This is a genomic window from Paenibacillus sp. NRS-1781, from assembly GCF_050467745.1.
Classification (GTDB): domain Bacteria; phylum Bacillota; class Bacilli; order Paenibacillales; family Paenibacillaceae; genus Paenibacillus; species Paenibacillus terrae_A.
Genome location: NZ_JBITPI010000035.1, coordinates 48,986 through 70,662 on the forward strand (window position 1 = coordinate 48,986; position 21,677 = coordinate 70,662).

The 21,677-nt window shown below is 45.5% G+C and carries 18 protein-coding genes and 2 pseudogenes; 16 read left to right on the top strand and 4 right to left on the bottom strand.

What is annotated here, in order from left to right; all coding sequences use genetic code 11:
* Positions 1-32: 32 nt before the first annotated feature.
* The 3 genes from ACIFO6_RS13440 (at position 33) to ACIFO6_RS13450 (ending at position 3,358) form a co-directional block, all read left to right on the top strand.
* A complete protein-coding gene (locus ACIFO6_RS13440; RefSeq protein WP_430041145.1) occupies positions 33-1,016 on the top strand; it encodes an ABC transporter substrate-binding protein in 984 nt (327 codons plus the stop codon).
* A 229-nt stretch (positions 1,017-1,245) separates the two neighbouring features.
* Complete coding sequence (locus ACIFO6_RS13445; RefSeq protein ID WP_430041146.1) at positions 1,246-2,310, top strand: FecCD family ABC transporter permease; 1,065 nt, start codon at positions 1,246-1,248, stop codon at positions 2,308-2,310.
* Between the two features lies 1 nt (position 2,311).
* A complete protein-coding gene (locus ACIFO6_RS13450; RefSeq protein ID WP_430041147.1) occupies positions 2,312-3,358 on the top strand; it encodes a FecCD family ABC transporter permease in 1,047 nt (348 codons plus the stop codon).
* Between the two features lie 118 nt (positions 3,359-3,476).
* Here ACIFO6_RS13450 and ACIFO6_RS13455 read toward each other — a convergent pair whose 3' ends face one another.
* Positions 3,477-3,644: a hypothetical protein gene (locus ACIFO6_RS13455; RefSeq protein WP_007432475.1), complete on the bottom strand. Its 168-nt coding sequence runs from the start codon at positions 3,642-3,644 to the stop codon at positions 3,477-3,479.
* A 428-nt stretch (positions 3,645-4,072) separates the two neighbouring features.
* Here ACIFO6_RS13455 and ACIFO6_RS13460 point away from each other — a divergent pair, with 428 nt between their 5' ends.
* Positions 4,073-5,053, top strand: a complete 981-nt coding sequence (locus ACIFO6_RS13460) for a tyrosine-type recombinase/integrase (protein ID WP_430041148.1) — start codon at positions 4,073-4,075, stop codon at positions 5,051-5,053.
* A gap of 644 nt (positions 5,054-5,697) precedes the next feature.
* On the opposite strand, the pseudogene ACIFO6_RS13465 reads toward ACIFO6_RS13460, so the two are convergent.
* Positions 5,698-7,342: pseudogene (locus tag ACIFO6_RS13465) on the bottom strand (endonuclease MutS2).
* A gap of 672 nt (positions 7,343-8,014) precedes the next feature.
* On the opposite strand from ACIFO6_RS13465, the gene ACIFO6_RS13470 reads away from it, so the two are divergent.
* Positions 8,015-9,118, top strand: coding sequence for a DUF3900 domain-containing protein (locus ACIFO6_RS13470; protein ID WP_430041149.1), 1,104 nt, complete (start codon positions 8,015-8,017; stop codon positions 9,116-9,118).
* A gap of 116 nt (positions 9,119-9,234) precedes the next feature.
* Here the strand turns inward: ACIFO6_RS13470 and ACIFO6_RS13475 are convergent, their stop codons facing one another.
* Complete coding sequence (locus ACIFO6_RS13475; protein WP_430041150.1) at positions 9,235-10,164, bottom strand: L-lactate dehydrogenase; 930 nt, start codon at positions 10,162-10,164, stop codon at positions 9,235-9,237.
* A 230-nt stretch (positions 10,165-10,394) separates the two neighbouring features.
* On the opposite strand from ACIFO6_RS13475, the gene ACIFO6_RS13480 reads away from it, so the two are divergent.
* The 10 genes and pseudogenes from ACIFO6_RS13480 to ACIFO6_RS13525 all read left to right on the top strand — a co-directional run bounded on the left by ACIFO6_RS13480 (position 10,395) and on the right by ACIFO6_RS13525 (position 19,882).
* Positions 10,395-11,786: an amino acid permease gene (locus tag ACIFO6_RS13480; RefSeq protein ID WP_430041151.1), complete on the top strand. Its 1,392-nt coding sequence runs from the start codon at positions 10,395-10,397 to the stop codon at positions 11,784-11,786.
* A gap of 167 nt (positions 11,787-11,953) precedes the next feature.
* Positions 11,954-13,204, top strand: a complete 1,251-nt coding sequence (locus ACIFO6_RS13485) for a WD40/YVTN/BNR-like repeat-containing protein (protein WP_430041153.1) — start codon at positions 11,954-11,956, stop codon at positions 13,202-13,204.
* Between the two features lie 201 nt (positions 13,205-13,405).
* Entirely contained in the window at positions 13,406-13,588 is a 183-nt protein-coding gene (locus tag ACIFO6_RS13490; RefSeq protein WP_430041154.1) for a hypothetical protein, read from the top strand.
* Between the two features lie 188 nt (positions 13,589-13,776).
* Positions 13,777-14,172: a DUF2500 domain-containing protein gene (locus ACIFO6_RS13495; protein ID WP_430041155.1), complete on the top strand. Its 396-nt coding sequence runs from the start codon at positions 13,777-13,779 to the stop codon at positions 14,170-14,172.
* A 146-nt stretch (positions 14,173-14,318) separates the two neighbouring features.
* A complete protein-coding gene (locus tag ACIFO6_RS13500; RefSeq protein ID WP_430041156.1) occupies positions 14,319-14,741 on the top strand; it encodes a cell wall hydrolase in 423 nt (140 codons plus the stop codon).
* Between the two features lie 52 nt (positions 14,742-14,793).
* Complete coding sequence (gene gerQ / locus ACIFO6_RS13505; RefSeq protein ID WP_430041157.1) at positions 14,794-15,246, top strand: spore coat protein GerQ; 453 nt, start codon at positions 14,794-14,796, stop codon at positions 15,244-15,246.
* A gap of 396 nt (positions 15,247-15,642) precedes the next feature.
* The gene (locus ACIFO6_RS13510) at positions 15,643-16,944 is read left to right on the top strand and encodes a hemolysin family protein (RefSeq protein WP_430041158.1); all 1,302 of its coding nucleotides are present in this window, start codon (positions 15,643-15,645) and stop codon (positions 16,942-16,944) included.
* Between the two features lie 240 nt (positions 16,945-17,184).
* Positions 17,185-17,959, top strand: a pseudogene (locus tag ACIFO6_RS13515) (hypothetical protein).
* Between the two features lie 36 nt (positions 17,960-17,995).
* On the top strand, positions 17,996-19,114 hold the full coding sequence (locus ACIFO6_RS13520) for a glycerol dehydrogenase (RefSeq protein WP_430041159.1): 1,119 nt from the start codon (positions 17,996-17,998) through the stop codon (positions 19,112-19,114).
* 276 nt (positions 19,115-19,390) lie between these two features.
* On the top strand, positions 19,391-19,882 hold the full coding sequence (locus tag ACIFO6_RS13525) for a hypothetical protein (RefSeq protein ID WP_430041161.1): 492 nt from the start codon (positions 19,391-19,393) through the stop codon (positions 19,880-19,882).
* A gap of 77 nt (positions 19,883-19,959) precedes the next feature.
* Here ACIFO6_RS13525 and ACIFO6_RS13530 read toward each other — a convergent pair whose 3' ends face one another.
* The gene (locus ACIFO6_RS13530; RefSeq protein ID WP_430041162.1) at positions 19,960-21,192 is read right to left on the bottom strand and encodes an aminopeptidase; all 1,233 of its coding nucleotides are present in this window, start codon (positions 21,190-21,192) and stop codon (positions 19,960-19,962) included.
* Positions 21,193-21,355: 163 nt separating this feature from the next.
* On the opposite strand from ACIFO6_RS13530, the gene ACIFO6_RS13535 reads away from it, so the two are divergent.
* Positions 21,356-21,652, top strand: coding sequence for a hypothetical protein (locus tag ACIFO6_RS13535; protein WP_430041164.1), 297 nt, complete (start codon positions 21,356-21,358; stop codon positions 21,650-21,652).
* The last annotated feature ends 25 nt before the right edge of the window (positions 21,653-21,677 follow it).

The window sequence follows — 21,677 nt, forward strand, 5'->3', positions numbered from 1 at the left end:
TGAAATAGTATGACATGTAAGCAGAGAGAGGAATGAATGTTTTGAAAAAGAAAATGTGGATTGCAATGCTGCTACTGTCATTCATCCTGGCTCTAACCGCTTGTGGAGGAGATACGGGGCAGGCTGACGGAAAGCAGAATCCAACTTCTACGAATCAGAAGTCAACTGCAACAAAGACAATCCAAACGATTCATGGTGATGTTACAATCCCAACTCATCCTCAACGGATCGTAGTAGATATGTATCAGAATGATTTATTAGCTCTCGGTATTAAACCTGTGGGGAGTGTGAAGTATTATTTGGACAATCCGTTTTCCAAGGATCTGGTACAGGGCATTACAAGCATTGGAGATCGTGGTAGCGTGTCCTTTGAAAAGGTACTTACTCTGGAGCCGGATTTGATTTTGATTGGTTCCAAAGATGCTACTGAATATGAGAAATACAGTAAAATTGCACCGACTGTCGCTATTCCTTATGGTACGTATAAGGATGTACATGAGGAATTAACTGCTTTTGGAGAGCTTCTTGGTAAGGATCAGGAGGCTAAAGCGTGGCTAGCGCAATACGATCAGCGGATGCAGGCAGCACGCGACAAATTAAAGGGAATGATTCAACCTGAGGATACCTTCACTGTCATGGAGGCTTCAACGAAGGAATATTATGTATATGGCGATAACTTTGGCAGAGGAGGACAGGCGGTATACAGAGGACTGGGTTTGACGCCTCCACCTCTTGTCCAAAAGGAATTATTAGGTGAGACTCAATGGAAATCGGTATCTAAAGAAGTGATTAATCAGTATGTCGGCTCTTTTATTTTTCTGACGGTTAACAAGGATACCGCCGGTTATACAGGGGACAGTATATGGAAGTCACTGGATGCCGTCCGAAATGGCAAGGTTTTTGAGTTACAGGAGGATCGATATTGGTACTTCGATCCGATTGCCATTGTAGGACAAGCAGAAGAAATCGCAGACATGCTCGTCCAACGGAATAAAGAGAAGGCTTCACAGAAGTAGTTACTCCGGTGTTGCTGGCAGCCCTTTGGTATTGATGCCAAAGGGCTTTATTTTTCACAAAATTGCAGGGCTTCATGGGTTCGTCGAAATTTACTATTGAAGCCATTGCCGCATTAATTTACAATAGTAAAGATTGCATGATAATAATTCTCATTATCAAATGCCTTCATGAGCACAGGTTTGTGTGATAGCCTACATACTATTCAACAAGTAAGGGTGAAAAATAGTCATGAAATTATCAGAATCATCGGAGAGTCCCGCCCAGAGTAACCATAGCCAGCCGCCGCCTCCATTCCACTCACGGCCATGGGCGGCTTCACTCATCTTAACAGCCGGACTAGCCCTTTTGGCGTTCGGTATCGCTTTATCCCTATCTTTTGGTGCAGCTCCTATTAGGCTGTTTGAGGTATGGAATGCAGTCTTTCATTTTAATCCTGAAATACAAAATCATCAAATTATTTGGGAAATCAGGCTACCACGGATTTTGGGTGGTGTGTTGATCGGAGTCTGCTTCGCTGTGGCGGGGGCGATTATGCAGGGGATGACCCGAAATCCGCTTGCTGACTCGGGTTTGCTTGGATTGAATTCGGGGGCCAGTTTGGCGATGGCGATTTGCTTTGCTATTTTTCCCGGGTCATCCTTTTTACAACTGATGCTGTACTCCTTTGTTGGCGCGGCCTTAGCTGTTGTGATGGTATATGGTACAAGCTCCATATCCAAGGGTGGACTTACGCCAGTACGCCTTGTATTGGCGGGTGCAGCTGTAACGGCATTGCTGTCTGCCTTGGGTGACGCGATCAGCTTGTATTTTAATGTCGGACAGGATCTGGCCTTCTGGTATGCAGGGGGACTTAGCGGAACCAAGTGGGTGCAACTGGGGATTGTCTTGCCTTGGGTTGTGGCAGCCTTTATCGGCGCTCTAATGCTGTCACGGTCTATTACGTTGCTCAGCCTCGGGGATGAAATTGCGCTCAGTCTCGGTCAGCGCACTGGCATTGTAAAGGTGCTTGGGATGATCTTGGTACTTATTCTGGCGGGGGCGGCAGTGTCGCTGGTAGGATCTATCGGCTTTGTAGGACTGATTATTCCTCATATGACCCGCAAGCTGGTAGGTGTCGATTATCGCTGGATCATTCCTTGCTCGGCCATTATGGGGGCTTTACTCATCGTGTTTGCCGATCTGGCGGCTCGTATGATTAATGCACCGGAGGAAACACCAGTAGGCGTGCTTATTGCCCTAATTGGGGTGCCATTCTTCCTTTATCTAGCTCGTAAAGAAAGGAGAGCACTGTAAGATGAATAACATCACGACTGGAGCTATTGCCAAAGCAGATCACCGTAAAAAAATCCATGATTGGATCGTTGTTATCGTTCTGCTCATTTTGCTCATTGTTGCATTCACCATTAGTGCGAATACAGGAACCATTCGACTTTCGCCAATGGAGCTTTTCAGAACCTTATTTGGGCAAGGGACTCCACAGCAGGAATTAATCTTATTTGAATTCCGATTGCCACGAATGGTTATTTCCGTTTTGATCGGTGCAGGTCTGGCGGTTTCTGGCTGTATCATGCAGGGAGTTTCACGTAATGGTTTGGCGGACCCTGGCATCTTGGGGATTAATGCTGGGGCCGGGCTGATGGTTATGCTGTTTGTATTACTGTTCCCAACGATGCAAACAACGAATTCATTGTTTTTACTACCTGCCCTTGCGCTGATTGGATCGGGAGCGGCTGCTATTTTGATCTACGCTCTTTCTTACAAAAAGGGTGAAGGGATTTCTCCGACAAGGTTACTGTTAAGCGGAATTGGTGTAGCTGCGGGGATCAGTGCTGCGATGATCATTTTGACTCTCAAGCTTACGCCTGAAAGTTATACGTTTGTTGCCAATTGGTTGGCAGGAAGTATATGGGGGTCCAACTGGAAATTTGTAATGGCACTGTTACCTTGGCTTGTGGTGCTGCTGCCTTTCGCATACTACAAGGCCAATGTAATGAATGTGCTTAATTTGGGAGATCAGACGGCATCCGGGTTAGGTACATCTATTGAAAAAGAACGCATCCTTCTGCTCGCTGCTGCGGTTGGATTGGCCAGTTCCAGCGTATCGGTTAGCGGTGGAATCGGCTTCGTCGGTTTAGTTGCTCCGCATTTGGCAAGAAAACTGGTGGGGCCAAAGCATAAGATGCTGTTAGTGGCCTGTGCATTGGTTGGGGCACTGTTAGTGCTTGTGGCGGATACAATTACACGATCCTTACCTTTACAGAAAGAAATCCCGACAGGTTTGATCGTGGCGATCATTGGTGCTCCATACTTCCTATATCTGCTGAGTCGCTCCAAGGGATGACATCGTGAAGAAATCATAACTTATTCATTAAAAGCTATACACGACAAAATAACCTTCAACACCACTAAGGAAGTGGGGCTAAAGGTTATTTTGCATTTAAACATTCGTATTTTTCATATCAACGGGAAGTATTTAAGGCGTGAGAAGTTTGATGAAGCTCTCTGATCATTTTGTGCAAAGTGTAATTTTCTTGACGCGTCACGCCGTGTTGATTTTCCTGAACCAGCAACTGATGGATGTTCCGTTTTAAAATTTCACTTCGACGTTCCAGCATTTCGGTACTCATAAATAAATGAACACTCCCTTTGTCATGAATAACTTACATTTTTGAAATGAACATAAGCTGAAAATAAGTTTTCCTTTCGACTTCTTTAAGTATAGCGTGCTGAAAGATGAAGGGAAAATGGAGCGAGCCAGCAAAATTCCTTTTCACATCACCCATGTCCCGCCGACGGCTACTCACCCCATAGGTTCTTAGATATGCTTCCTAATGCTGGTGATAACGGTATCTAAGGAGAAAATCAGTCAAAATGGCAGTAGACAAGGCTATAGTGCTTTATTTATACTTAAAAAGCGGCCAAAATAATAGCGTATAATATAAATTATACGCAGTTTAGGTTTAAATCGACTTTCATTAGCCCTCACGCACAAGATGTCGATTGAATTGTCGATAAAAAGCAGGCGAAAATAGACGTTTTACAGTATATTGGGATGATGAATCGGAACGGAGGTAATCGGGATGAAAAAGGGGGATGGCAAATGGAGACGGATATGATTGATGATATTGATGAAGTGTATGCTGAGGAGCTGGAAGCTTTTTTGATCTGGATGAAAGATGCAGGTTATACGATACATACGCAAAAAAACTATACGGGGGATGTGAAGCAGTTCTTACGTACGCTGCGTGAAAAGCCACTTGATCAGGTGAAGAAAATTCATGTAATGTCATATCTGTCTAAAGCGCGGGAAAGTGGGGCCGGAGATAGTACGCGGAACCGAAAGCATGCGGCGGTAAGCAGCTTTTACAAAGCATTGCAGGAATTTGAATTGTGCAGCACGAATCCGGCATTTGGAATTAAAAAAGCAAAGACCGAGAAGAATCGTATGCCTGTCTATTTGGATGAAAAGGAAATTCAGCCGTTTTTGCTCGCAGTGGAGGGCAAATATGCAAATCGCAACATGGCTATTTTTCTGCTCATGGTATATATGGGATTACGGGTGGGAGAGGTTCATTCTTTAAATATCTCGGATTACAGCCGTGAACGACGTACCTTAGATGTGTTCGGTAAAGGACGCAAGTGGCGAACGCTTCCGGTGCCAGAGGGTGTGTGTGATATTGTGGAGCGTGCATTGGAGGAAAGATTAACCCCCTGGAGGGGGAAGGAGGACGCGATGTTTGTGTCGCAAAAAGGCCGCCGTTTGGCGGTGCGGTCTATTCAGCAGATTGCTACGGAAACATTCGAGCGATTCCAGCAGGATAAAGGTGCGCAAGGTCGAGTGGCCTACTCCAGCCATAAGCTGCGGCATACGTTTGCAACGATGCTTTTACGTAAGGGGGCAGATCTGCGTACTGTGCAGGAACTGCTAGGACACTCTTCCATCCAGACGACCACTGTATATACGCATGTCACCGATCGGGAAAAAGAAAAAGCGATGGATAAGCTGGATATTCAGATACCAATAACGGGATTGTAAGTATATACTATGGGTTCATTTTGAAAATAAATACGTTTAGTTTACATAAAAATTATTATGTTAACTAAATAAAAGGAATTGCACCCTGACTTGGAAATCGCATCAACGACTTTGTGTCATCCATATTGTGAACATTGTATCCTTTATCACGTCCAAACGATTTTTCAAGAATACTGTAGGAACATCGCAACACAAATCATTAATTTGCAATCAATTCTTGACCCTGAAAGTTTGTTATTGGGGGAGGCATATCTGAAAATCCTTTACTGGTAATTACGATTAGGAAATGAAGCGAATCTGCTAGGTGCTATATACAACTACAAACAATCGTATCATCTTGAATGATGACCAAAGTTATTTTTCGACGAGTGCGGGATTGAGTAATGCTAACCAATAAAACACCAACAATAGAGCGTGCCTTTAACTTTGGACACGCCTTTTTGCATTACAGACGTTTTGAAATCAACAGGATTACATAATATATATTATGTTAATATAACAAGATTTATGAGTCCTATTCATGCATTCAAATGACAAAAGTAGAATCTGCAAGTGGATCACTCTTTCAAAGTGTCCGCTTGCAGATCAAAGTTTCACTGACATTCAAAAAAAGCTTATTTTCGATTGAGAAAATGCATGCGCGACTACATTTCATTTTCCGGAGGAGATTCAATGATCAGACCTTGGAGATGCTTGCGTCCCATAAGCTTCCGTTTTTTGCGGTTTCCCTTGGTTTCTAAAACAATATCCAGATCATAATCGTCAGGATATAATTCAGTAGCAGCTATGTGAAGGACGAGCCTCTTTTTGTTCATGGTCAGCTTTTGGCCTTGGATCAAAATCTTCACATTCCCGCGTTCATCCTCAGTTTTATATACAATTCCAGTCCGATTCAGGTAGCCTACATAAACACTATCGCCAAGGGCAAACGGCGTCGCTGAAGGGTCTGAAACTGCTCTTTTGGAGGGAGTTTTACTTGCAGCAACAGGCTTTTCATCATCAAGAGCGGGGGGGGGATAACGAACGAATCTTGTGTATTCCGAGATGCTCTGCTTGCAGAAATGGCCTGAGAACGCTCGATAATACGATTCCACATCCCCAGCTTCAAGGCAATGGCGTATGCATAGCTTTCTCCTGCTTCACCAATTCGGAGACGGTATAATGGTTGCAGCGTTTCGGTATCAAACTCCATTCGAGCATTCTGGAATCCTGGCGTATTTTCGGCAAAATGCTTAATCTCACTAAAGTGCGTGGTAGCCACAACGGTTGTCCGGCGGCGGTGGAATTCTTCCAGCAGAGCGATTGAGAGACCCACGCCTTCGCCCGGATCGGTTCCAGATGCCATTTCATCAATCAGGATCAGAGTGGAGTTTCCTGTTGTTTCCAAAATTCCGATCATGTTGCGGATATGTGCAGAAAAGGTGCTCAAGGCATGCTCGATGCTTTGTCCGTCTCCGATATCCACCTCGATGTTCTCGAATACAGCCATTCGTGAGCCTTCTGAAACAGGTACCAGTAGTCCGGATTGTACCATCAGAGTTAAGGCCGACACTTTTGAGGGCCATCGTTTTTCCACCTGTATTGGGTCCAGTAATGATGAGCGAGGAATAGCCTTCACCGATGGAGAAATCAAGTGGAACCATGGAATTTGCCATCAACGGGTGACGTGCACCTCGGATGTCAATAATCCCGTTGAGGTTAAGCTCCACAGGGACAGCATCTATAGCCTTGGCATATTTGGCTTTTGCTAATACAAAGTCGATTATACCTACCGTCTCTGTGTTGATGCTCAGCTCCCGGCTGTATGACTCAGTGAGTGCCGTCAGGTCTCCCAGCACCTTCATTTCTTCTTTGGATTCTTCGGCCATGTTCGCACTCTGATCGAATTGCAGACTTATGATCTCGGCAGGCTCGATATAAACCGTTTGACCACTGCCCGACTCATCCAGCACATTGCCTTTCACCTGTTTGCGGAACTCTTTTTTGATTGGAAGCACATAACGGCCACTGCGCTGACTAATCATATTTTCCTGCATGATGGATCGGTGACGGCTGGTGAGAGAATTAAATGTGTTCCATCCCTTCCAGTGAGGGGATAGGAACACTTGCACCGTGGCGAATGAGCTGCAAGGCTTCCGTTGCTTCGTCAAGGCGGATCTTGATCGTACGGATATCTGTAATGGGTTGCATGGCAGCGGCATGGCGCTTACCAAGGTAAGAAAAAGCACATTCGGAAACTCTTGTTTTGATCCGGTCATATTCCAAACGCTGCATTGTGGTTTCATTCATGAATAAATCTCTCCATTAGTGTGTGATTTTAGGATGGTTTAGAGCCTTCTCTGTGAAATAAAAAAAGGGCGGAGAATGAACAAATCGTTCATTCTCCGCCCTGAAGGAAAGAGGGAATTTATCGTCAAATAAGCCTATAATCCAGCTTTTGCAGCTCCAATTTATACGTCTCCAAATCATTCATGAGTAAACCAATTTGTAAGCTAATTAGCTATGAATAGGAGGTATATAAAGGAAGTTTACAAAATCTGAAAACAAAAAAACCGCGCTGAACACAGCACGGAATAAGGCCTAGAAGAAAATAATCCCTGAGGCGATTTATGATATCCGCATGTTCTTAACTAATGTCAGGGTAAAAACACAATAACAAACTAACCTGTCCCCGGAGGGCACAAGCGCCTGAATGGTCTTCCCTGAATATGAAGTTGCTTAGTTAAGAACGTTCACCGACATCAAAATCTCTCCCTTGATTACAGATATATCCACACTATACGATCAGTCAGCACCGAAGTCAAGCCATTCTTCTTCAAAGAACAAAAAAATATTACATAATAAATATTATGTTAACTAAAATGTATATCTGAACAATGAGGATTTGCATCCGATGTACGTTTTAAATCCATAGTGATATAATTACGCGTACATGCCTGAAAAGGAGCGTATGAAACGCAAATGAACTTTCAAGTGGACTTTTTATCTTTTTTTGTAATTCAGGTAGACGGAAAAGAAGGACAGGGTGGTAAGTCCTACAAGCATTATGCTACGATGGATGACTATGATTATGACGAAAGCGATGTTAAAAAATTTCTGGACGGGGAATTTGCCCGCATTAGCAAGCGGAAGGTCGAGAAAAATCCGAGTACAGAGCAGGCACCGACCAAAATTGGCCGCTTTATCGTCGAACCAGAGCATGAACTGAGCAGTAATCCGAATTTCAATATGTTCGCCCGGCTGCGGGCAGCAGAGGATAAGGAGGATTTTAAAAATGCCTGCGACGATCTGGTGCGGATGTATCTGGATACGAGCGCGGTACGCGGCGGAGCGTTGATCATTGTACAGGCTACCTTGAATACACACTCCGATGATCCCTTTATTTTTGTGCTCAAATGTGATTTTGAACCTAAAATTGCCCGGATTACCGAAAGCAATCTGGTCAGTGAGGTCGAAATGGCCATTTCAGCCCGTAATATGAAATCCATCATGTATCCTTACATGCTGGAGGAGGGGATGAACGATGAGTGGGAGCTTAAAATTCACCAGTCCTCGCATGCCCGGTATTTTGAGGATTTTCTGAAATTTGTGACCTACGAGCAATCCATGCCAGAAATCGTTAATGAGCATGTCATGGGCTTCGTCCAGAACTATGTAGAGACGAAATGGCCAGATGCTTCCAATGAGGAAAGACAGCAAGAGGAACGTGATCTGGAGCTGTGGGCGGCCAGTGAAAAACGGGATTTGCAAGGAAAATGGGAACCCCTTCAGGTCGTAGAGGCTGCACAGCATATTGTTGAGCTAAAGCCGGAAATTGAAGTTCGCTTCAAGCTGGATGATACGGCTGTGCGTGGACTGCTGTCCGACTTTGGGGCCAAGCTGCATATTACGAAGCTGCATGATAGATACGCGCTTATCATTGAAGGCGACGCATTTACGTTTGAAAAAGGCTTTTCACCGATTGAGCTGCTTCAACCTGAATCGTTCGAAACGGTGGCTGAGCGCTTGAAAGAGAAGCGCCAGCAAGAAGACGAGTATGCCGATGGCGATGCACCACCTTGGTAATCTGAATAAACGGTTTACGATAAGCTGAACTCCTTATATGAAATAATCAAAGGGCCTCTCAACGGTATTTTCGCCGCTGTGAAGGCCCTTTTTGTCTACAATTTCAGTTTGTTCATCTACAAGTCGAGTTTACTAATTTGATCTTTCAGCTTGTCCGCAGATTGATGCAGCCCTTGACGTTCTTTGTCATTCAGTGGAAGATCTAAAATTTCGCGTACCCCGGTGTGATCTACGATACTCGGGACACCCAGATAAACGTCAGACACTCCGTTATAATCTTCCAGCAAAGTGGACACATTAAGTACCGACCCTTCGTCCCCCAGAATGGCGGCTACGATCCGGTCGAGAGCCAGCCCGATGGCGTAAGAGGTCGCGCCTTTGGCATCTATAATTTCATAGGCTGCATTTTTGGTGCTTTCAAAAATTTCATTTTTTGTTTCTTCGCCCAGCTCCAATGGAGTTCCTGCGATGTTGGCCATGCTCCATACAGGCAGCTCTGAATCGCCATGTTCTCCAATAATATGGGCGTGGATGCTCCGAGGATCAATGCCCTTTTGCTTACCAATCAAATAACGGAAGCGTGCGCTGTCCAGCAGCGTACCCGAACCGATAACTCTGCTCGAAGGCCAGCCACTACGTTTCCAGGAGATGTAGGAGAGAATGTCCACCGGATTGGTTGCGATCAACAAAATGCCGTGTGTGTTTACCTTGACGATATTATCAATAATGCTTTCAAAAATTTCGGCATTACGCTTGAGCAGATCAATGCGTGTTTCTCCCGGTTTTTGTGATGCGCCCGCTGTAACAATGATGATATCCGCATCACGACAGTCTTCATAATCACCCGCCCACACTTTGACACCGCCGAGAAAGGGAAGCCCGTGATTCATATCGAGCATTTCCCCCTGCGCCTTTTTGACATTAACATCAATAAAGACAAGTTCTGACATGCGTTGGCGTAGCAGGAGGGTGTAACCGGTCGTTGTACCGACCGCTCCCATGCCGACAATGGCCACTCTGCTTCGTTTGTAAGGTTTTAAGCTCATAAAATCCTCATCTCCTTCTCGGGTTGAATACCTTTTCATATTTTAATAATACAAAATTTATCTTTCTAACTTAGTTTACCGTATATGTGCCCTCCACTGCAAAGAAATATGACATTTCTCCTTGACTTCAAACAGGGACTCGCTAATAATTAATCGAATGACAGGAACACACACTAAAGCGTTGAAGTAGCAATATTGGCGTAGGACATTATGGAAAGAGGATTATGATTATGGACTTATTTCGAAAAAAAACAGGGATGCTCCCGCATGGAGAAAACGAAACGACGGATCACTTGAAGAGAACGATGGGCGCCTTCGATCTGACTATGCTGGGTGTAGGATGTATCATCGGTACCGGGATTTTTGTGATCACAGGCAAGGCAGCAGCGGAAAATGCGGGTCCTGGCCTGATGATCTCCTTTGTTATTGCAGGAATTGCCTGCGTGCTGGCAGCCTTGTGCTATGCAGAGCTTTCATCTACGGTTCCCGCTGCCGGCAGCGCTTATGCGTATAGCTATATTGTGTTTGGGGAAATTCTGGCCTGGGTGCTGGGCTGGGACTTAATTCTGGAATACGGGGTGGCGGCCGCCTCAGTGAGCAGTGGCTGGTCTGCTTATTTTCAAGGTTTGCTGGCTGGGTTTGATATACATTTACCACTGGCTTTAACCGCAGCCTTTGATTCAGCCAAAGGAACCATTATTGACCTGCCTGCTGTGTGTATTATTATGTTGATCACACTGCTGTTGAGTCTCGGAGCCAAGGAAACGGTCCGATTTAATTTCATTATGGTTTGTGTCAAAGTGGGCGTTGTGCTGCTGTTTATCGGAATCGGAATTTTTTATGTTAAACCTGCGAACTGGACACCGTTTCTCCCCTATGGTTTTTCCGGTGTTTTGAGTGCCGCGGCAATCGTATTTTTTGCTTACTTGGGTTTCGATGCCATTTCAACGGCAGCAGAGGAGGTACGTAATCCGCAGCGGAATATGCCAATTGGTATTATTTCCTCGCTTGCGATTTGTACGGTGCTGTATATAGCGGTTTCGGTTGTACTTACCGGAATGGTGCCTTATACGCAGTTAGGGGTAAATGATCCTGTTGCGTTTGCTTTGCGCTTTATCCATCAGGACATTGCGGCCGGACTCATTTCTGTCGGTGCGATTGCCGGGATGACCACGGTTTTACTCGTACTGTTGTATGGTCAAACACGGTTAATTTTCTCGATGTCCCGTGATGGTCTGTTACCGATATTTTTATCTAAAATCAATCCCAAAACTCAAACACCCATCCGAAGCACTTGGCTGGTCGGAAGCATCATCGCATTGGCTAGTGGATTTTTTCCATTACATGCACTGACGAACCTGACGAGTATCGGAACCCTGTTCGCTTTTGCCGTTGTATCGGTTGGGGTGATCGTTCTGCGTAAGAAACGTCCCGATCTGAAAAGAGGCTTTACCGTACCTTGGGTCCCGTTACTCCCGCTTTTGAGTGCCCTGGTTTGCGTCGGTTTGATGCTTCAGCTTCATATCAGCACGTGGATTGGATTTATCGTTTGGCTTCTGCTAGGTCTACTGATTTATTTTTTCTATGGATATCACAAAAGTTTGTTAAACCATAAATCCTAATTTGTCTGAATGTTAAAAAGCCGGCATCCTGCACTATATGTAGAGGGTGGCCGGTTTTTTAGTATGAGTGCGCGAAAAGTGTCACATAAGGTCGTTTATGGTATAATTCTGTTTCAGATAAGGTTGTGGCACGGGATTACCGCATGCCATTGAGGGAGGATTTTTATATGAAACTGCGCTGGTGTGCGCTCCTGGGGGGAGTATTGCTGCTGACAGGTATCCTGCTGGCTGGCTGTTCTTCCGAACCCGCAGAAACCGTAACCAAACCTCCGATTGAGGAACCGGATGACCAGGGGCAAACGATAACTATTAATCCACCATTGACACCGAAGGTGGGCTATCCCAATGCCAAATATATAGTTCAGACACGAATAGCTGATTTTCATCTGATTGATAATACCAAAGCCTTCGTTTGGGGAGTTACTCGTAATGAGCTTCGGCTCTATTATACGCATGATGGTGGAAATACCTGGAATAATATTTCTCCTTCCGAAAACGTCCAATTTCAAGACAAGCTTGAATATGGGAAGGATATTAGCTTTACCGATTCCCGGCATGGATGGGTTGTCCGTCAAAATCTGGACAAAACCGCAACCGTCATCCTCAGAACCGCTGATGGGGGACAAAGCTGGGATATTTCAGCGCTCCCAAGCGGGGAGCATGTGAGCGCGATACAATATGTAAATCCGTCTACCGGATGGATTATGGCGTCTACAAACCTGAATGAGCAGGATCAACAAAAGTTGTTGTATCATACCACTGATGGAGGGGCCACATGGAAGAAGGTTGCGCAAAGTTCTGGCATGTCATCCAATGAGTCAAGCTCGGGCCTGCCCGACCAGGGCAGCATGGCGGGAATGAGCTTTGATGGCAACAAGCAGGGTTTTGTTGCGATTAATCTGGATAGCAGTGTTAAGCTTTATAAGACTTCGAATCAAGGGAAGACCTGGACCCCGGTAGCCAGCAAGATGCAGGGTTGTCCTCAAGCAGAAGCCGAAGCTCCGCAGTCTTTTAAAGGAAATAGTTCCTCGTATTGGATTCCTGTTCTCTGTTATTTAGACAGCGGTACAAAGTATAGCGGACTGTTTACTGTTGATGCAGGCATGCAATGGAACCATGTGTCTTTGGGGCTGATCAGTAAAAGAAACTCCGTTATTCCCGGCCGCACTTTTCTAAATGATAAGGAAGGGTGGATCGTAACTCCAGCCGGAATGAGCCGAACAATGGACGGGGGCAAGACGTGGACAACCCTTACTGGCAGCAAAGTGCTGCCATCGAAGCTAGAGGATTACCCGCGATCGGTCAAGCTCCGGTTCGCTTCTTCTACGGTAGGGTGGCTGCTTCTGGAACGATTGGACGACAAGAAATCACTGTTACTTAAAACGACGGATGGCGGTGCCAACTGGAGGATCCTATAACCCTTCACCAGAGCGATTGCCCTGTGCTTTTTCGTCTAATTTTGCACGTCCTCAAAAGGGCATGCAGATACAGGGAAGAGGCACAGGGCGTTTTATTTTTAAAAAACTTAAATTTTATACGACAACATGTGAAAAAAATCACAATCCATCGAATGAACCACTGTTATACTAAACATGTAAACAACGATAGGAGTGATAATCATGAGAGCGAATCAGGATCAAATGTTAACCCAATATTACCTTCAATTTTGTTACACTTGCCAGGATGCCTACGGTTGCACGACTGAAGAGGATTGTAAGCAGTGTGCAGAACGTTACGCCGAAACAGAAGAAAATGAAGTACTGGATGAGACACAACGTTATCTCCAGCTTGTACATGTATAAACAGATGCATCATTCTGATATCGCCATATGTTGAGCCTCCCGGATCATTCCGTGGAGGCTCTTGGCGTTCTTGAGGGTTGCTATCAAATTTGGGCAGGAACGTACATATACTATTATAGAAAGCTTAGGTCATGTGAGGATGCCCGGCCGTTTCCCTGTGGAATGCCTGGCGGAGAGGAGTGCGGTGCATGGGATTTGAGTCATTATGGATGTTCGATTGGCTGGGTACGGTACTGCCCGTATTTTTCGTAGTCGTGTTGGGTATTGTCGTACTGTCTGCGGGCAAGGAAGTCATGGAATGGAGCCGGAATAAAAGGCAGCCTGTATTGACGGTCGGTTCCCGAATTACGGCCAGAAGAACACATCTCCAACAGAGGCGGCAGGAGGAACAAGGGACTCGTACCTATACTTTCTATTATGTGACCTTCGAGGTGGAGAGTGGCGATCGGATGGAGTTTAAGGTGAGCGGGGAAGAATATGGTCAATGTTCCGAGGGAGATGAGGGACGGCTTACCTTTCAGGGTACACGGTACATCGGGTTCCAGCGTCTCAATCGCTATAGCTTGCAACAGGTTAAAATGTAAACGGTAGCTATATAAGGATACGTTATTGCAGGATAGTCCCGAGTTTCGGGGCTATTTTTTTGTTTATTTTTTCGTTGTCGCTGTCACCCATTGGGCATTTGTACCATACGATACGATATATGATTAAGCAGTAAGGAGGGGAGACGTTGGCTGTTATTAATGTCAACTCAGAGGATGTAAGGACACTGGCCCGGCTTATGCGAGCAGAGGCCGAAGGAGAAGGAGAGCAGGGAATGCTCATGGTCGGTAATGTCGGTGTTAATCGGATTTTGGCCAATTGCCTGGATTTTCAGGGAATTCGCCTCATGAATGACATGGTGTTTCAAAGTCCCGGTGGATTTGAAGCTACCCAAAAGGGGTACTTTTACCAAAGAGCCCGTGACCGTGACATTCGTCTTGCCCAGCGTGTCATTAATGGGGAAAAGATTCGCCCGGCTTCGAATGCATTGTGGTTTTTCAGACCTTCCGGGGACTGTCCGGATACCTGGTATAACCAGACTAACACCGGCCGTTACAAGGCCCATTGCTTCTTTAGTCCAACTGCACAGGATTGCCCTGCCGTCTATTAACACGTAACAACATGAGTGTGGATGATTTAAAACCATTTTAGGAGGAATTAACATGATTTCACAGCAAGCTTACCGTCCTGTCTCTTATCCTGCTGGCGGCGGGTTTCCCGAATGGCCTAGGTTGACTCCAATGGGAACCATGCAGCCCATGAGCGGCTTTCCCCCTCAAGTCAATAGTGGAAGCGCAATGACACCGACTGGCACAGTGGTACAGACTCAGACTCCACAATATGAGCAATCTTATATTGAAAATATTTTGCGCCTGAATCTGGGCAAAACGGGTACTTTTTATATGACCTATGAAAATAACCGCGAATGGAACGCGAAAATTTTCAAGGGTATTTTGGAAGCGGCTGGTCGTGACCACATTATTATCAGTGATCCTTCTACCGGAAGACGCACCATTCTGTTGATGGTGAATCTGGACTATGCGACTTTTGATGAGCCGCTGTTGTACCAATATCCTGGCGTCATGGGTAATCCGGGCTCGTCCCCGGTTCGCTGATGTCTTCATATATATAGTTTATTCCCCAATCCTCTGCCTTACGGCGGGGGATTTATTTTATTTATATTCTTTCTCAAATATAGTAGCTTCCCTTGTGGTAAGAGGCGGAAAATGGCGATTTTCGGTCAAAATGACCGCGTTAGCCGATTTTTCTGACATACCTTGCGGATTGACTGTGTAGTGTATAACTATATAATTGAATATAAGCTGATGAATGGCTTCGTCATTCATGCGAAAATATGGCTTGTAAAAGCCGAAAGGAGTGAATGTGTTGGGAAGTTGACGCTGCTTATGATGTGTTATCGTTCTGTCTATGATGAAACTATCCGAAGGAGGTGCGCCTGTCTGCCGTAATGACGGCTGACGGGGAGCATATTGAGTGACCCTTTACCGAGTATGTTTAACTTATTTATTGTTTTTGCATTAGTATTATTAAACGGTTTTTTTGTATCTGCAGAATTTGCAATGGTGAAAGTCAGAAGCAGCCGTATTGAAACATTGGTAGAGGCGGGTAACAAAAAAGCCGTTTATGCCGCGAATATGTTACACAATTTGGACGCTTATCTGTCTGCCTGCCAGTTGGGCATTACACTGGCTTCGCTGGGACTGGGGTGGATCGGAGAGCCGGCCGTTGCACATTTGATCGAACCTGTATTTACCGCCGCCGGGCTAGGACCGGTATATGTACACGGTACTGCCGTGGTCATTGCATTTATTGTGATTACGATTCTGCATATTGTGCTGGGGGAATTGGCCCCCAAAACGATAGCCATTCGTAAAGCTGAAACCATTACGCTGTATTCGGCCATGCTAATGACTTGGTTTTACAAGCTGATGTATCCATTCATATGGGCGTTGAATGGCATGGCGAACAGCCTGCTGCGTTTATTCCGTCTGGAGCCGGTATCTGAATATGACGATTCCGCGCATACGGGGGATGAAATACGCATTCTGATGAAAGAAAGCAATAAGAGCGGACTAATTGATAATACGGAATTGGCGCTTGTTGATAATATATTTGATTTTACCGACACGACCGCCAGGGAAATCATGATTCCGCGTACCGAGATGATCTGTTTGTACAGCAATGAGTCCACAGAGGAAAATCTCGCGATTGCGACGGAAAGCATGAGAACGCGTTATCCAATCTGTGCCGAGGACAAGGACCATATTATCGGCTTTATCCATATTAAGGATCTTCTGCGGGCGAACAAACTGGATACCCGTACGATGATCCGCCCGATTCTTGCCGTTCCTGAATCTACACAAATTAGCGATTTGCTCAAACGCATGCAGCGTAGTAAGACACAAATTGCGATTCTGATTGATGAATACGGTGGTACTTCGGGTATGGTGACGCTGGAGGATATTATGGAAGAGATCGTTGGTGAAATTCAGGATGAGTTCGATCAGGAGCGTCCGGATTGTGAGCAGATTAATGACGAGGAATTTTCCATTGACGGTATGCTGTTAATTGATGAAGTGAATGATCGCTTTGGACTGAATCTGGATCATGAGGATTATGATACAGTAGGGGGCTGGCTGTACTCGCATGTTGAGGTCATCCCGCCACAGCCGGGTCAGTCTGTAGAATTTGAAGGTTGTCAGTTCGTTGTAGAAGAAATCGAGAACAAGCGGATTTCACGTATTCGGCTGTTGAAGCAGCCAATCCTTATGGAGGAAGCCGGAGTCTCGTAAATCAGGATTCACCAGACAAAAGAGTAGACATTCTATAATTGAATCATCCTTGAAGCGACCCTTGAACGATAGAGGGCCGCTTTTTTTGATTTTGGCTTCTTTACACATAAGACACGAATTGATATGATGTTCGCATTATTGTTAACCTATTTTATACTTATTGTGTTGACAATTAAAAAGGCAATTTATCCTGATAAACATATATATTTACATGCTTATTTAAATTAGGAGGTACAAAGTATGAATTGGTCCAATGAGGTTACGGATTGGTACTCACTGGCAGAAAAGTGATCCACGCCAGCAATTTGACGCTGGAAGAAGGATTGGCGGTGCTGGAAGCGGACAATGAGGAAATATTACCGATTATGCAAGCTGCATTTCGTGTGCGTCATCATTTTTACGGTAAGAAGGTAAAGCTCAACATGATTATGAATGCCAAAAGCGGCCTGTGTCTGGAGGATTGCGGCTATTGCTCACAATCGATCGTATCCACGGCACCTGTCAGAAAATACAGTATGCTGGACAAGGAGTCTTTGCTGGCACTATCCGTCCATTACAACCACACATACATACGATCAACGTGCCGAAACGGTTAAAATGGCTCAATCTCACGGGAATGTCACCCTGCTCTGGCGTGATTATCGGCATGGGGGAAACGAATGAGGAAATTGTCCAAATGGGTTATGCTTTACGGGAACTCGGTGCCGACTCCATTCCGGTTAACTTCCTGAATCCGATCCCTGGAACCCCGCTGGAAGGAGCAGAACGCACATCTCCGATCAGAGCATTAAAGGTACTAGCGCTGTTTCGGTTCATTTGTCCATCCAAGGAAATTCGTGTCGCAGGCGGACGGGAGCTGAATTTAGGGACACTGCAACCCTTATCCCTGTATGCGACCAATTCGATTTCCGTAGGAGATTATTTAACGACAGATGGACAAGAAGTCACAGCCGATCATCAAATGATTGAAGATCTGGGGTTTGAAATTGAGATGTGTGCCCTTTCAGCCGTATAATAGGAATTGTACAAACTTGGAAGGGAGAGTTGAACGATGAGTGAAAAGGTATTTATTAGTCCGGGTAAATATGTGCAAGGGAAAAATGTGATTGATAAAACGGGTGAATATGTCAAGCCATTAGGTCATAATGCTCTGGTTATTGCCGACAAGCTGGTATGGGGTATCGCAGCCGACCGGGTAGTGAAAAGTCTGAAACAAGCGGGGCTTGCTTCGGTAAAGGTGGAGTTTCAAGGGGAAGCGTCCAAAAATGAAGTGAACCGTATTGCTGATCAGGGACGAAGCGGACATGTCGATATTGTCATTGGTGTAGGCGGCGGCAAGACGCTGGATACCGCCAAGGCGGTTAATGAGGTGCTAGGTACCTCGGTTGTGATTATTCCAACGACAGCCTCTACGGATGCTCCGACCAGTGCGCTATCTGTCTTGTACACGGATGAGGGTGCATTTGATACGTATTCTTTTTTTAGTAAAAATCCAAGCCTGATCCTGGTCGACACGAAGGTTATTTCCCAAGCACCGCCATTGTTCCTCTCTTCTGGCATTGCGGATGCGATGGCAACATGGATTGAAGCTCGTGCGGTTATCGAGGCTCGGGCGACAACGATGGCTGGTGGCTTGCCAACCTTGGCAGCCGAAGCGATTGCGGCCAAGTGCGAAGAGGTTCTATTCGATTACGGACTGCAAGCTTATGAATCCGTGAAGCGCAAAGTGGTTACACCTGCGCTTGAAGCAGTGGTGGAAGCCAATACGCTGCTGAGCGGCCTAGGATTCGAAAGTGGCGGCTTGGCAGATGCACATGCGATACACAACGGTTTTACCGTGCTGGAAGGGGATATTCATCATCTGACGCATGGTCAGAAGGTCGCTTTCGGCACCTTGGTACAGCTTGCGTTGGAAAAAAGACCTTTGGCCGAGGTGGAACGGTATATCGATTTTTATCTGAAGCTGGATCTGCCCGTCACACTGGAGGACGTCAAGCTCCAGGAAGCCTCTCGCGATGATCTGTACCGGGTAGCTCAGGCTGCGACGAAGGAAGGCGAAACCGCTCACAACCTGCCATTTGCTGTAACGGCGGACGATGTGCTGGATGCGATTTTAGCCGCTGACCAGTATTCCCTTGCTTACAAAGCTAAAATTGGGTATAAGAACTAACACCAATACAATATGAAATACACGAAGAGGTCGCTAATAAGCGGCCTTTTTCCATTATTTAACTTGCAGCTTATGTTATGATTTTTACAGTACGTAAATGAGCATTTTGCAACAATCCCAAGAGCGATTACAAATCAGCAATATGGAGATCGAAACGGTTTAGTTCGTCTACCTATTGTACTTTCAAGCGTTGGGAATCGAATAATGCAACATGCTGAATTAGGAACTGTCGGAAGTATATCTACGGCTACCCTAAAATTTGAGAGGAGTAGAGCAATGGCAAAATGGAATGTAGAAGATAATGGAACTCAGTATGAAATTGAGTACAAGCGTAGCCTCGGCGGCGGGAAAATTATTGTGAATGGAAGCGTACAAAAGGTTAAAAGCCAGAATGCTTTTTTGAATTTGGTCGATTTCCCTATCAGATTGACGAATAAAGCTGTAAATGTTGTCGTCATTGGCAACAAAGCGGATCTGGCCGTGGATGGCGTATATCTGGGTTCCAATCAACCTTACGTGCCCGTGTCTAAAGTTCCGGGCTGGAGCTGGGCTTTTGTAGTGGTCAGCTTGGTTATAGGAATACTATTTTCGGGGATCTTTGGTGTGTGTATAGGAATATTGAGCAGCATGTTTTATGTAAAATCTTCTTTATCCATGCACCAATCCACGAATAGAAGAATCGTAAGCTGCCTTATTGTCTTTTTAATCATCAGCGTGGTACAAATTGTCTTTGGAATTACAGTAAATCAATGGCTTCGTAATTTGTAAAATATCTGTGACATAACCCGTTGAATGAAGAAAAAAGGCTCCTCCGCATGAAAGCGGCGAGAGCCCTTTTTGTCATTTTAGATCGCCCAATTTCCTTTGCGGAAGATGGGCTCCTCGGTACCGTCCTCGGTGACGCCGTTAATGTCCATTTCACCTGAGCCGATCATAAAATCGACGTGTGTCAGACTGGAATTCAGGCCGTTGGCAGCCAGTTGCTCCTGAGTCATGTTCTTGCCGCCTTTGAGGTTAAATGCATAGGCATTGCCGATGGCCAGATGGTTGGAGGCATTTTCATCAAACAACGTATTATAGAACAAAATGTTCTTATCCGAAATCGGGGACTGGTGAGGTACAAGAGCGACTTCGCCCAAGTAGTGGGAGCCTTCATCCATTTCAACGAGATGCTGAAGAGTCTCCAAGCCTGTTTCAGCCTGCACATCTACAATGCGTCCGTTTTCAAAGGTCAGTGTAAAGTTGTCGATAATATTTCCACTGTAGCTGAGCGGCTTGGTACTGCTTACTTTGCCGTTCACTCCGGTTTTGAGCGGGGCAGTAAACACTTCCTCGGTAGGCATATTGGCTACGAAGGAATGTCCCTGCTGATTGACGCTTTCGGCTGCAACCCACAGGTGATCTTTAGCCAATTCGATGGTCAGATCGGTGCCTGGAGCCAGATAATGCAGTTTTTTATAGCGTTTGGCATTCAAAATGTCTGATTTGCTGGAGAGTGTTTTCAAATGCTCTTTCCATGCTTCTACCGGGTTGTCGAGATCTACACGCACGGTGCTGAAAATGGCTTCCCACAGCTTATCCATTTGTTCGGAAGCTGGCAAATTCGGGAATACTTTAGCGGCCCACTCTTCAGAAGGGTAAGCAATCAGAGCCCAACTGAATTTGTCGGCCATTTGAAGTTCACGGTATTGACGCAATTCATGTGAACGCACACGCTGAGCCGCAGTAATGCGACTGGACGGAATACCTTGAAGCAAATCCGGATTATCTGCTATGATATGCAGTACTGCTGCGCCGTTCTCGACCTCTTCGGTCATTTCGGCCGCATACCATTTGGGAGGAATATTAAAAGTCTCATCAGGAGCCAGTTCATACTGTAGGCGAGTGATGGTTTCGTCGCTCCATTTTACCTTAACTAGCTTGGCTCCAACGGTATACGCAGATTTGACTATAAGCCGCACAAGTTCAGCGGACAGAATGGGAGCATGAACGATGAGGGTTTGCCCAGGCTGGACATTAGCCCCCACCCGAACGGCTAACTCAGCATATTTTTGTAATTTTTGTTGAAAATCTGACATGTAACTTTCCTCCATTTCACGAAAAGGCCCTTAACAGGGCTTGGGGTTGCCTGCGCAGTTTTTTGCAAATTTCACACACGGCTTATATATTGTACAATGTAACGAAAAGGTTCACAAATTAATTTTGGTACATTTTGGTGAAAATGAAAGGGCGGATAGATGAATGACGGATCAAAATGCACATCAGGAAGTAAAGGAAGTACATATTCAACAGGCACAAATGACTAGAGATGAGAATGGTGCATACTTGGGTCAGGTCGTGTTTGGAGTAGATGGACAGACTTCTGTATACGAAATTACGTTCCATAGCAAAAGGGGCAAGGAGTGGGATTACAGTCTTCATTTTGCAGGCGAGCTACGCGTAGAGGAAGAGATGCTGCGTATGGATGCCTGGATTGAAGAGAATGATGATTTGTTTGATTATTTGCTTGATACGGCTTGGAGTAAATTACCCGAGTAATGTAAACATGGTCTATTTTCGTGAC

Bases quoted from the DNA above. Each gene is read 5' to 3' on its own strand.
- ACIFO6_RS13440 (WP_430041145.1), top strand. From the start codon at position 33: ATGAATGTTTTGAAAAAGAAAATGTGGATTGCAATGCTGCTACTGTCA.
- ACIFO6_RS13445 (WP_430041146.1), top strand. From the start codon at position 1,246: ATGAAATTATCAGAATCATCGGAGAGTCCCGCCCAGAGTAACCATAGC.
- ACIFO6_RS13450 (WP_430041147.1), top strand. From the start codon at position 2,312: ATGAATAACATCACGACTGGAGCTATTGCCAAAGCAGATCACCGTAAA.
- ACIFO6_RS13455 (WP_007432475.1), bottom strand. From the start codon at position 3,644: ATGAGTACCGAAATGCTGGAACGTCGAAGTGAAATTTTAAAACGGAAC.
- ACIFO6_RS13460 (WP_430041148.1), top strand. From the start codon at position 4,073: ATGAATCGGAACGGAGGTAATCGGGATGAAAAAGGGGGATGGCAAATG.
- ACIFO6_RS13470 (WP_430041149.1), top strand. From the start codon at position 8,015: ATGAACTTTCAAGTGGACTTTTTATCTTTTTTTGTAATTCAGGTAGAC.
- ACIFO6_RS13475 (WP_430041150.1), bottom strand. From the start codon at position 10,164: ATGAGCTTAAAACCTTACAAACGAAGCAGAGTGGCCATTGTCGGCATG.
- ACIFO6_RS13480 (WP_430041151.1), top strand. From the start codon at position 10,395: ATGGACTTATTTCGAAAAAAAACAGGGATGCTCCCGCATGGAGAAAAC.
- ACIFO6_RS13485 (WP_430041153.1), top strand. From the start codon at position 11,954: ATGAAACTGCGCTGGTGTGCGCTCCTGGGGGGAGTATTGCTGCTGACA.
- ACIFO6_RS13490 (WP_430041154.1), top strand. From the start codon at position 13,406: ATGAGAGCGAATCAGGATCAAATGTTAACCCAATATTACCTTCAATTT.
- ACIFO6_RS13495 (WP_430041155.1), top strand. From the start codon at position 13,777: ATGGGATTTGAGTCATTATGGATGTTCGATTGGCTGGGTACGGTACTG.
- gerQ (WP_430041157.1), top strand. From the start codon at position 14,794: ATGATTTCACAGCAAGCTTACCGTCCTGTCTCTTATCCTGCTGGCGGC.
- ACIFO6_RS13510 (WP_430041158.1), top strand. From the start codon at position 15,643: ATGTTTAACTTATTTATTGTTTTTGCATTAGTATTATTAAACGGTTTT.
- ACIFO6_RS13520 (WP_430041159.1), top strand. From the start codon at position 17,996: ATGAGTGAAAAGGTATTTATTAGTCCGGGTAAATATGTGCAAGGGAAA.
- ACIFO6_RS13525 (WP_430041161.1), top strand. From the start codon at position 19,391: ATGGCAAAATGGAATGTAGAAGATAATGGAACTCAGTATGAAATTGAG.
- ACIFO6_RS13530 (WP_430041162.1), bottom strand. From the start codon at position 21,192: ATGTCAGATTTTCAACAAAAATTACAAAAATATGCTGAGTTAGCCGTT.
- ACIFO6_RS13535 (WP_430041164.1), top strand. From the start codon at position 21,356: ATGACGGATCAAAATGCACATCAGGAAGTAAAGGAAGTACATATTCAA.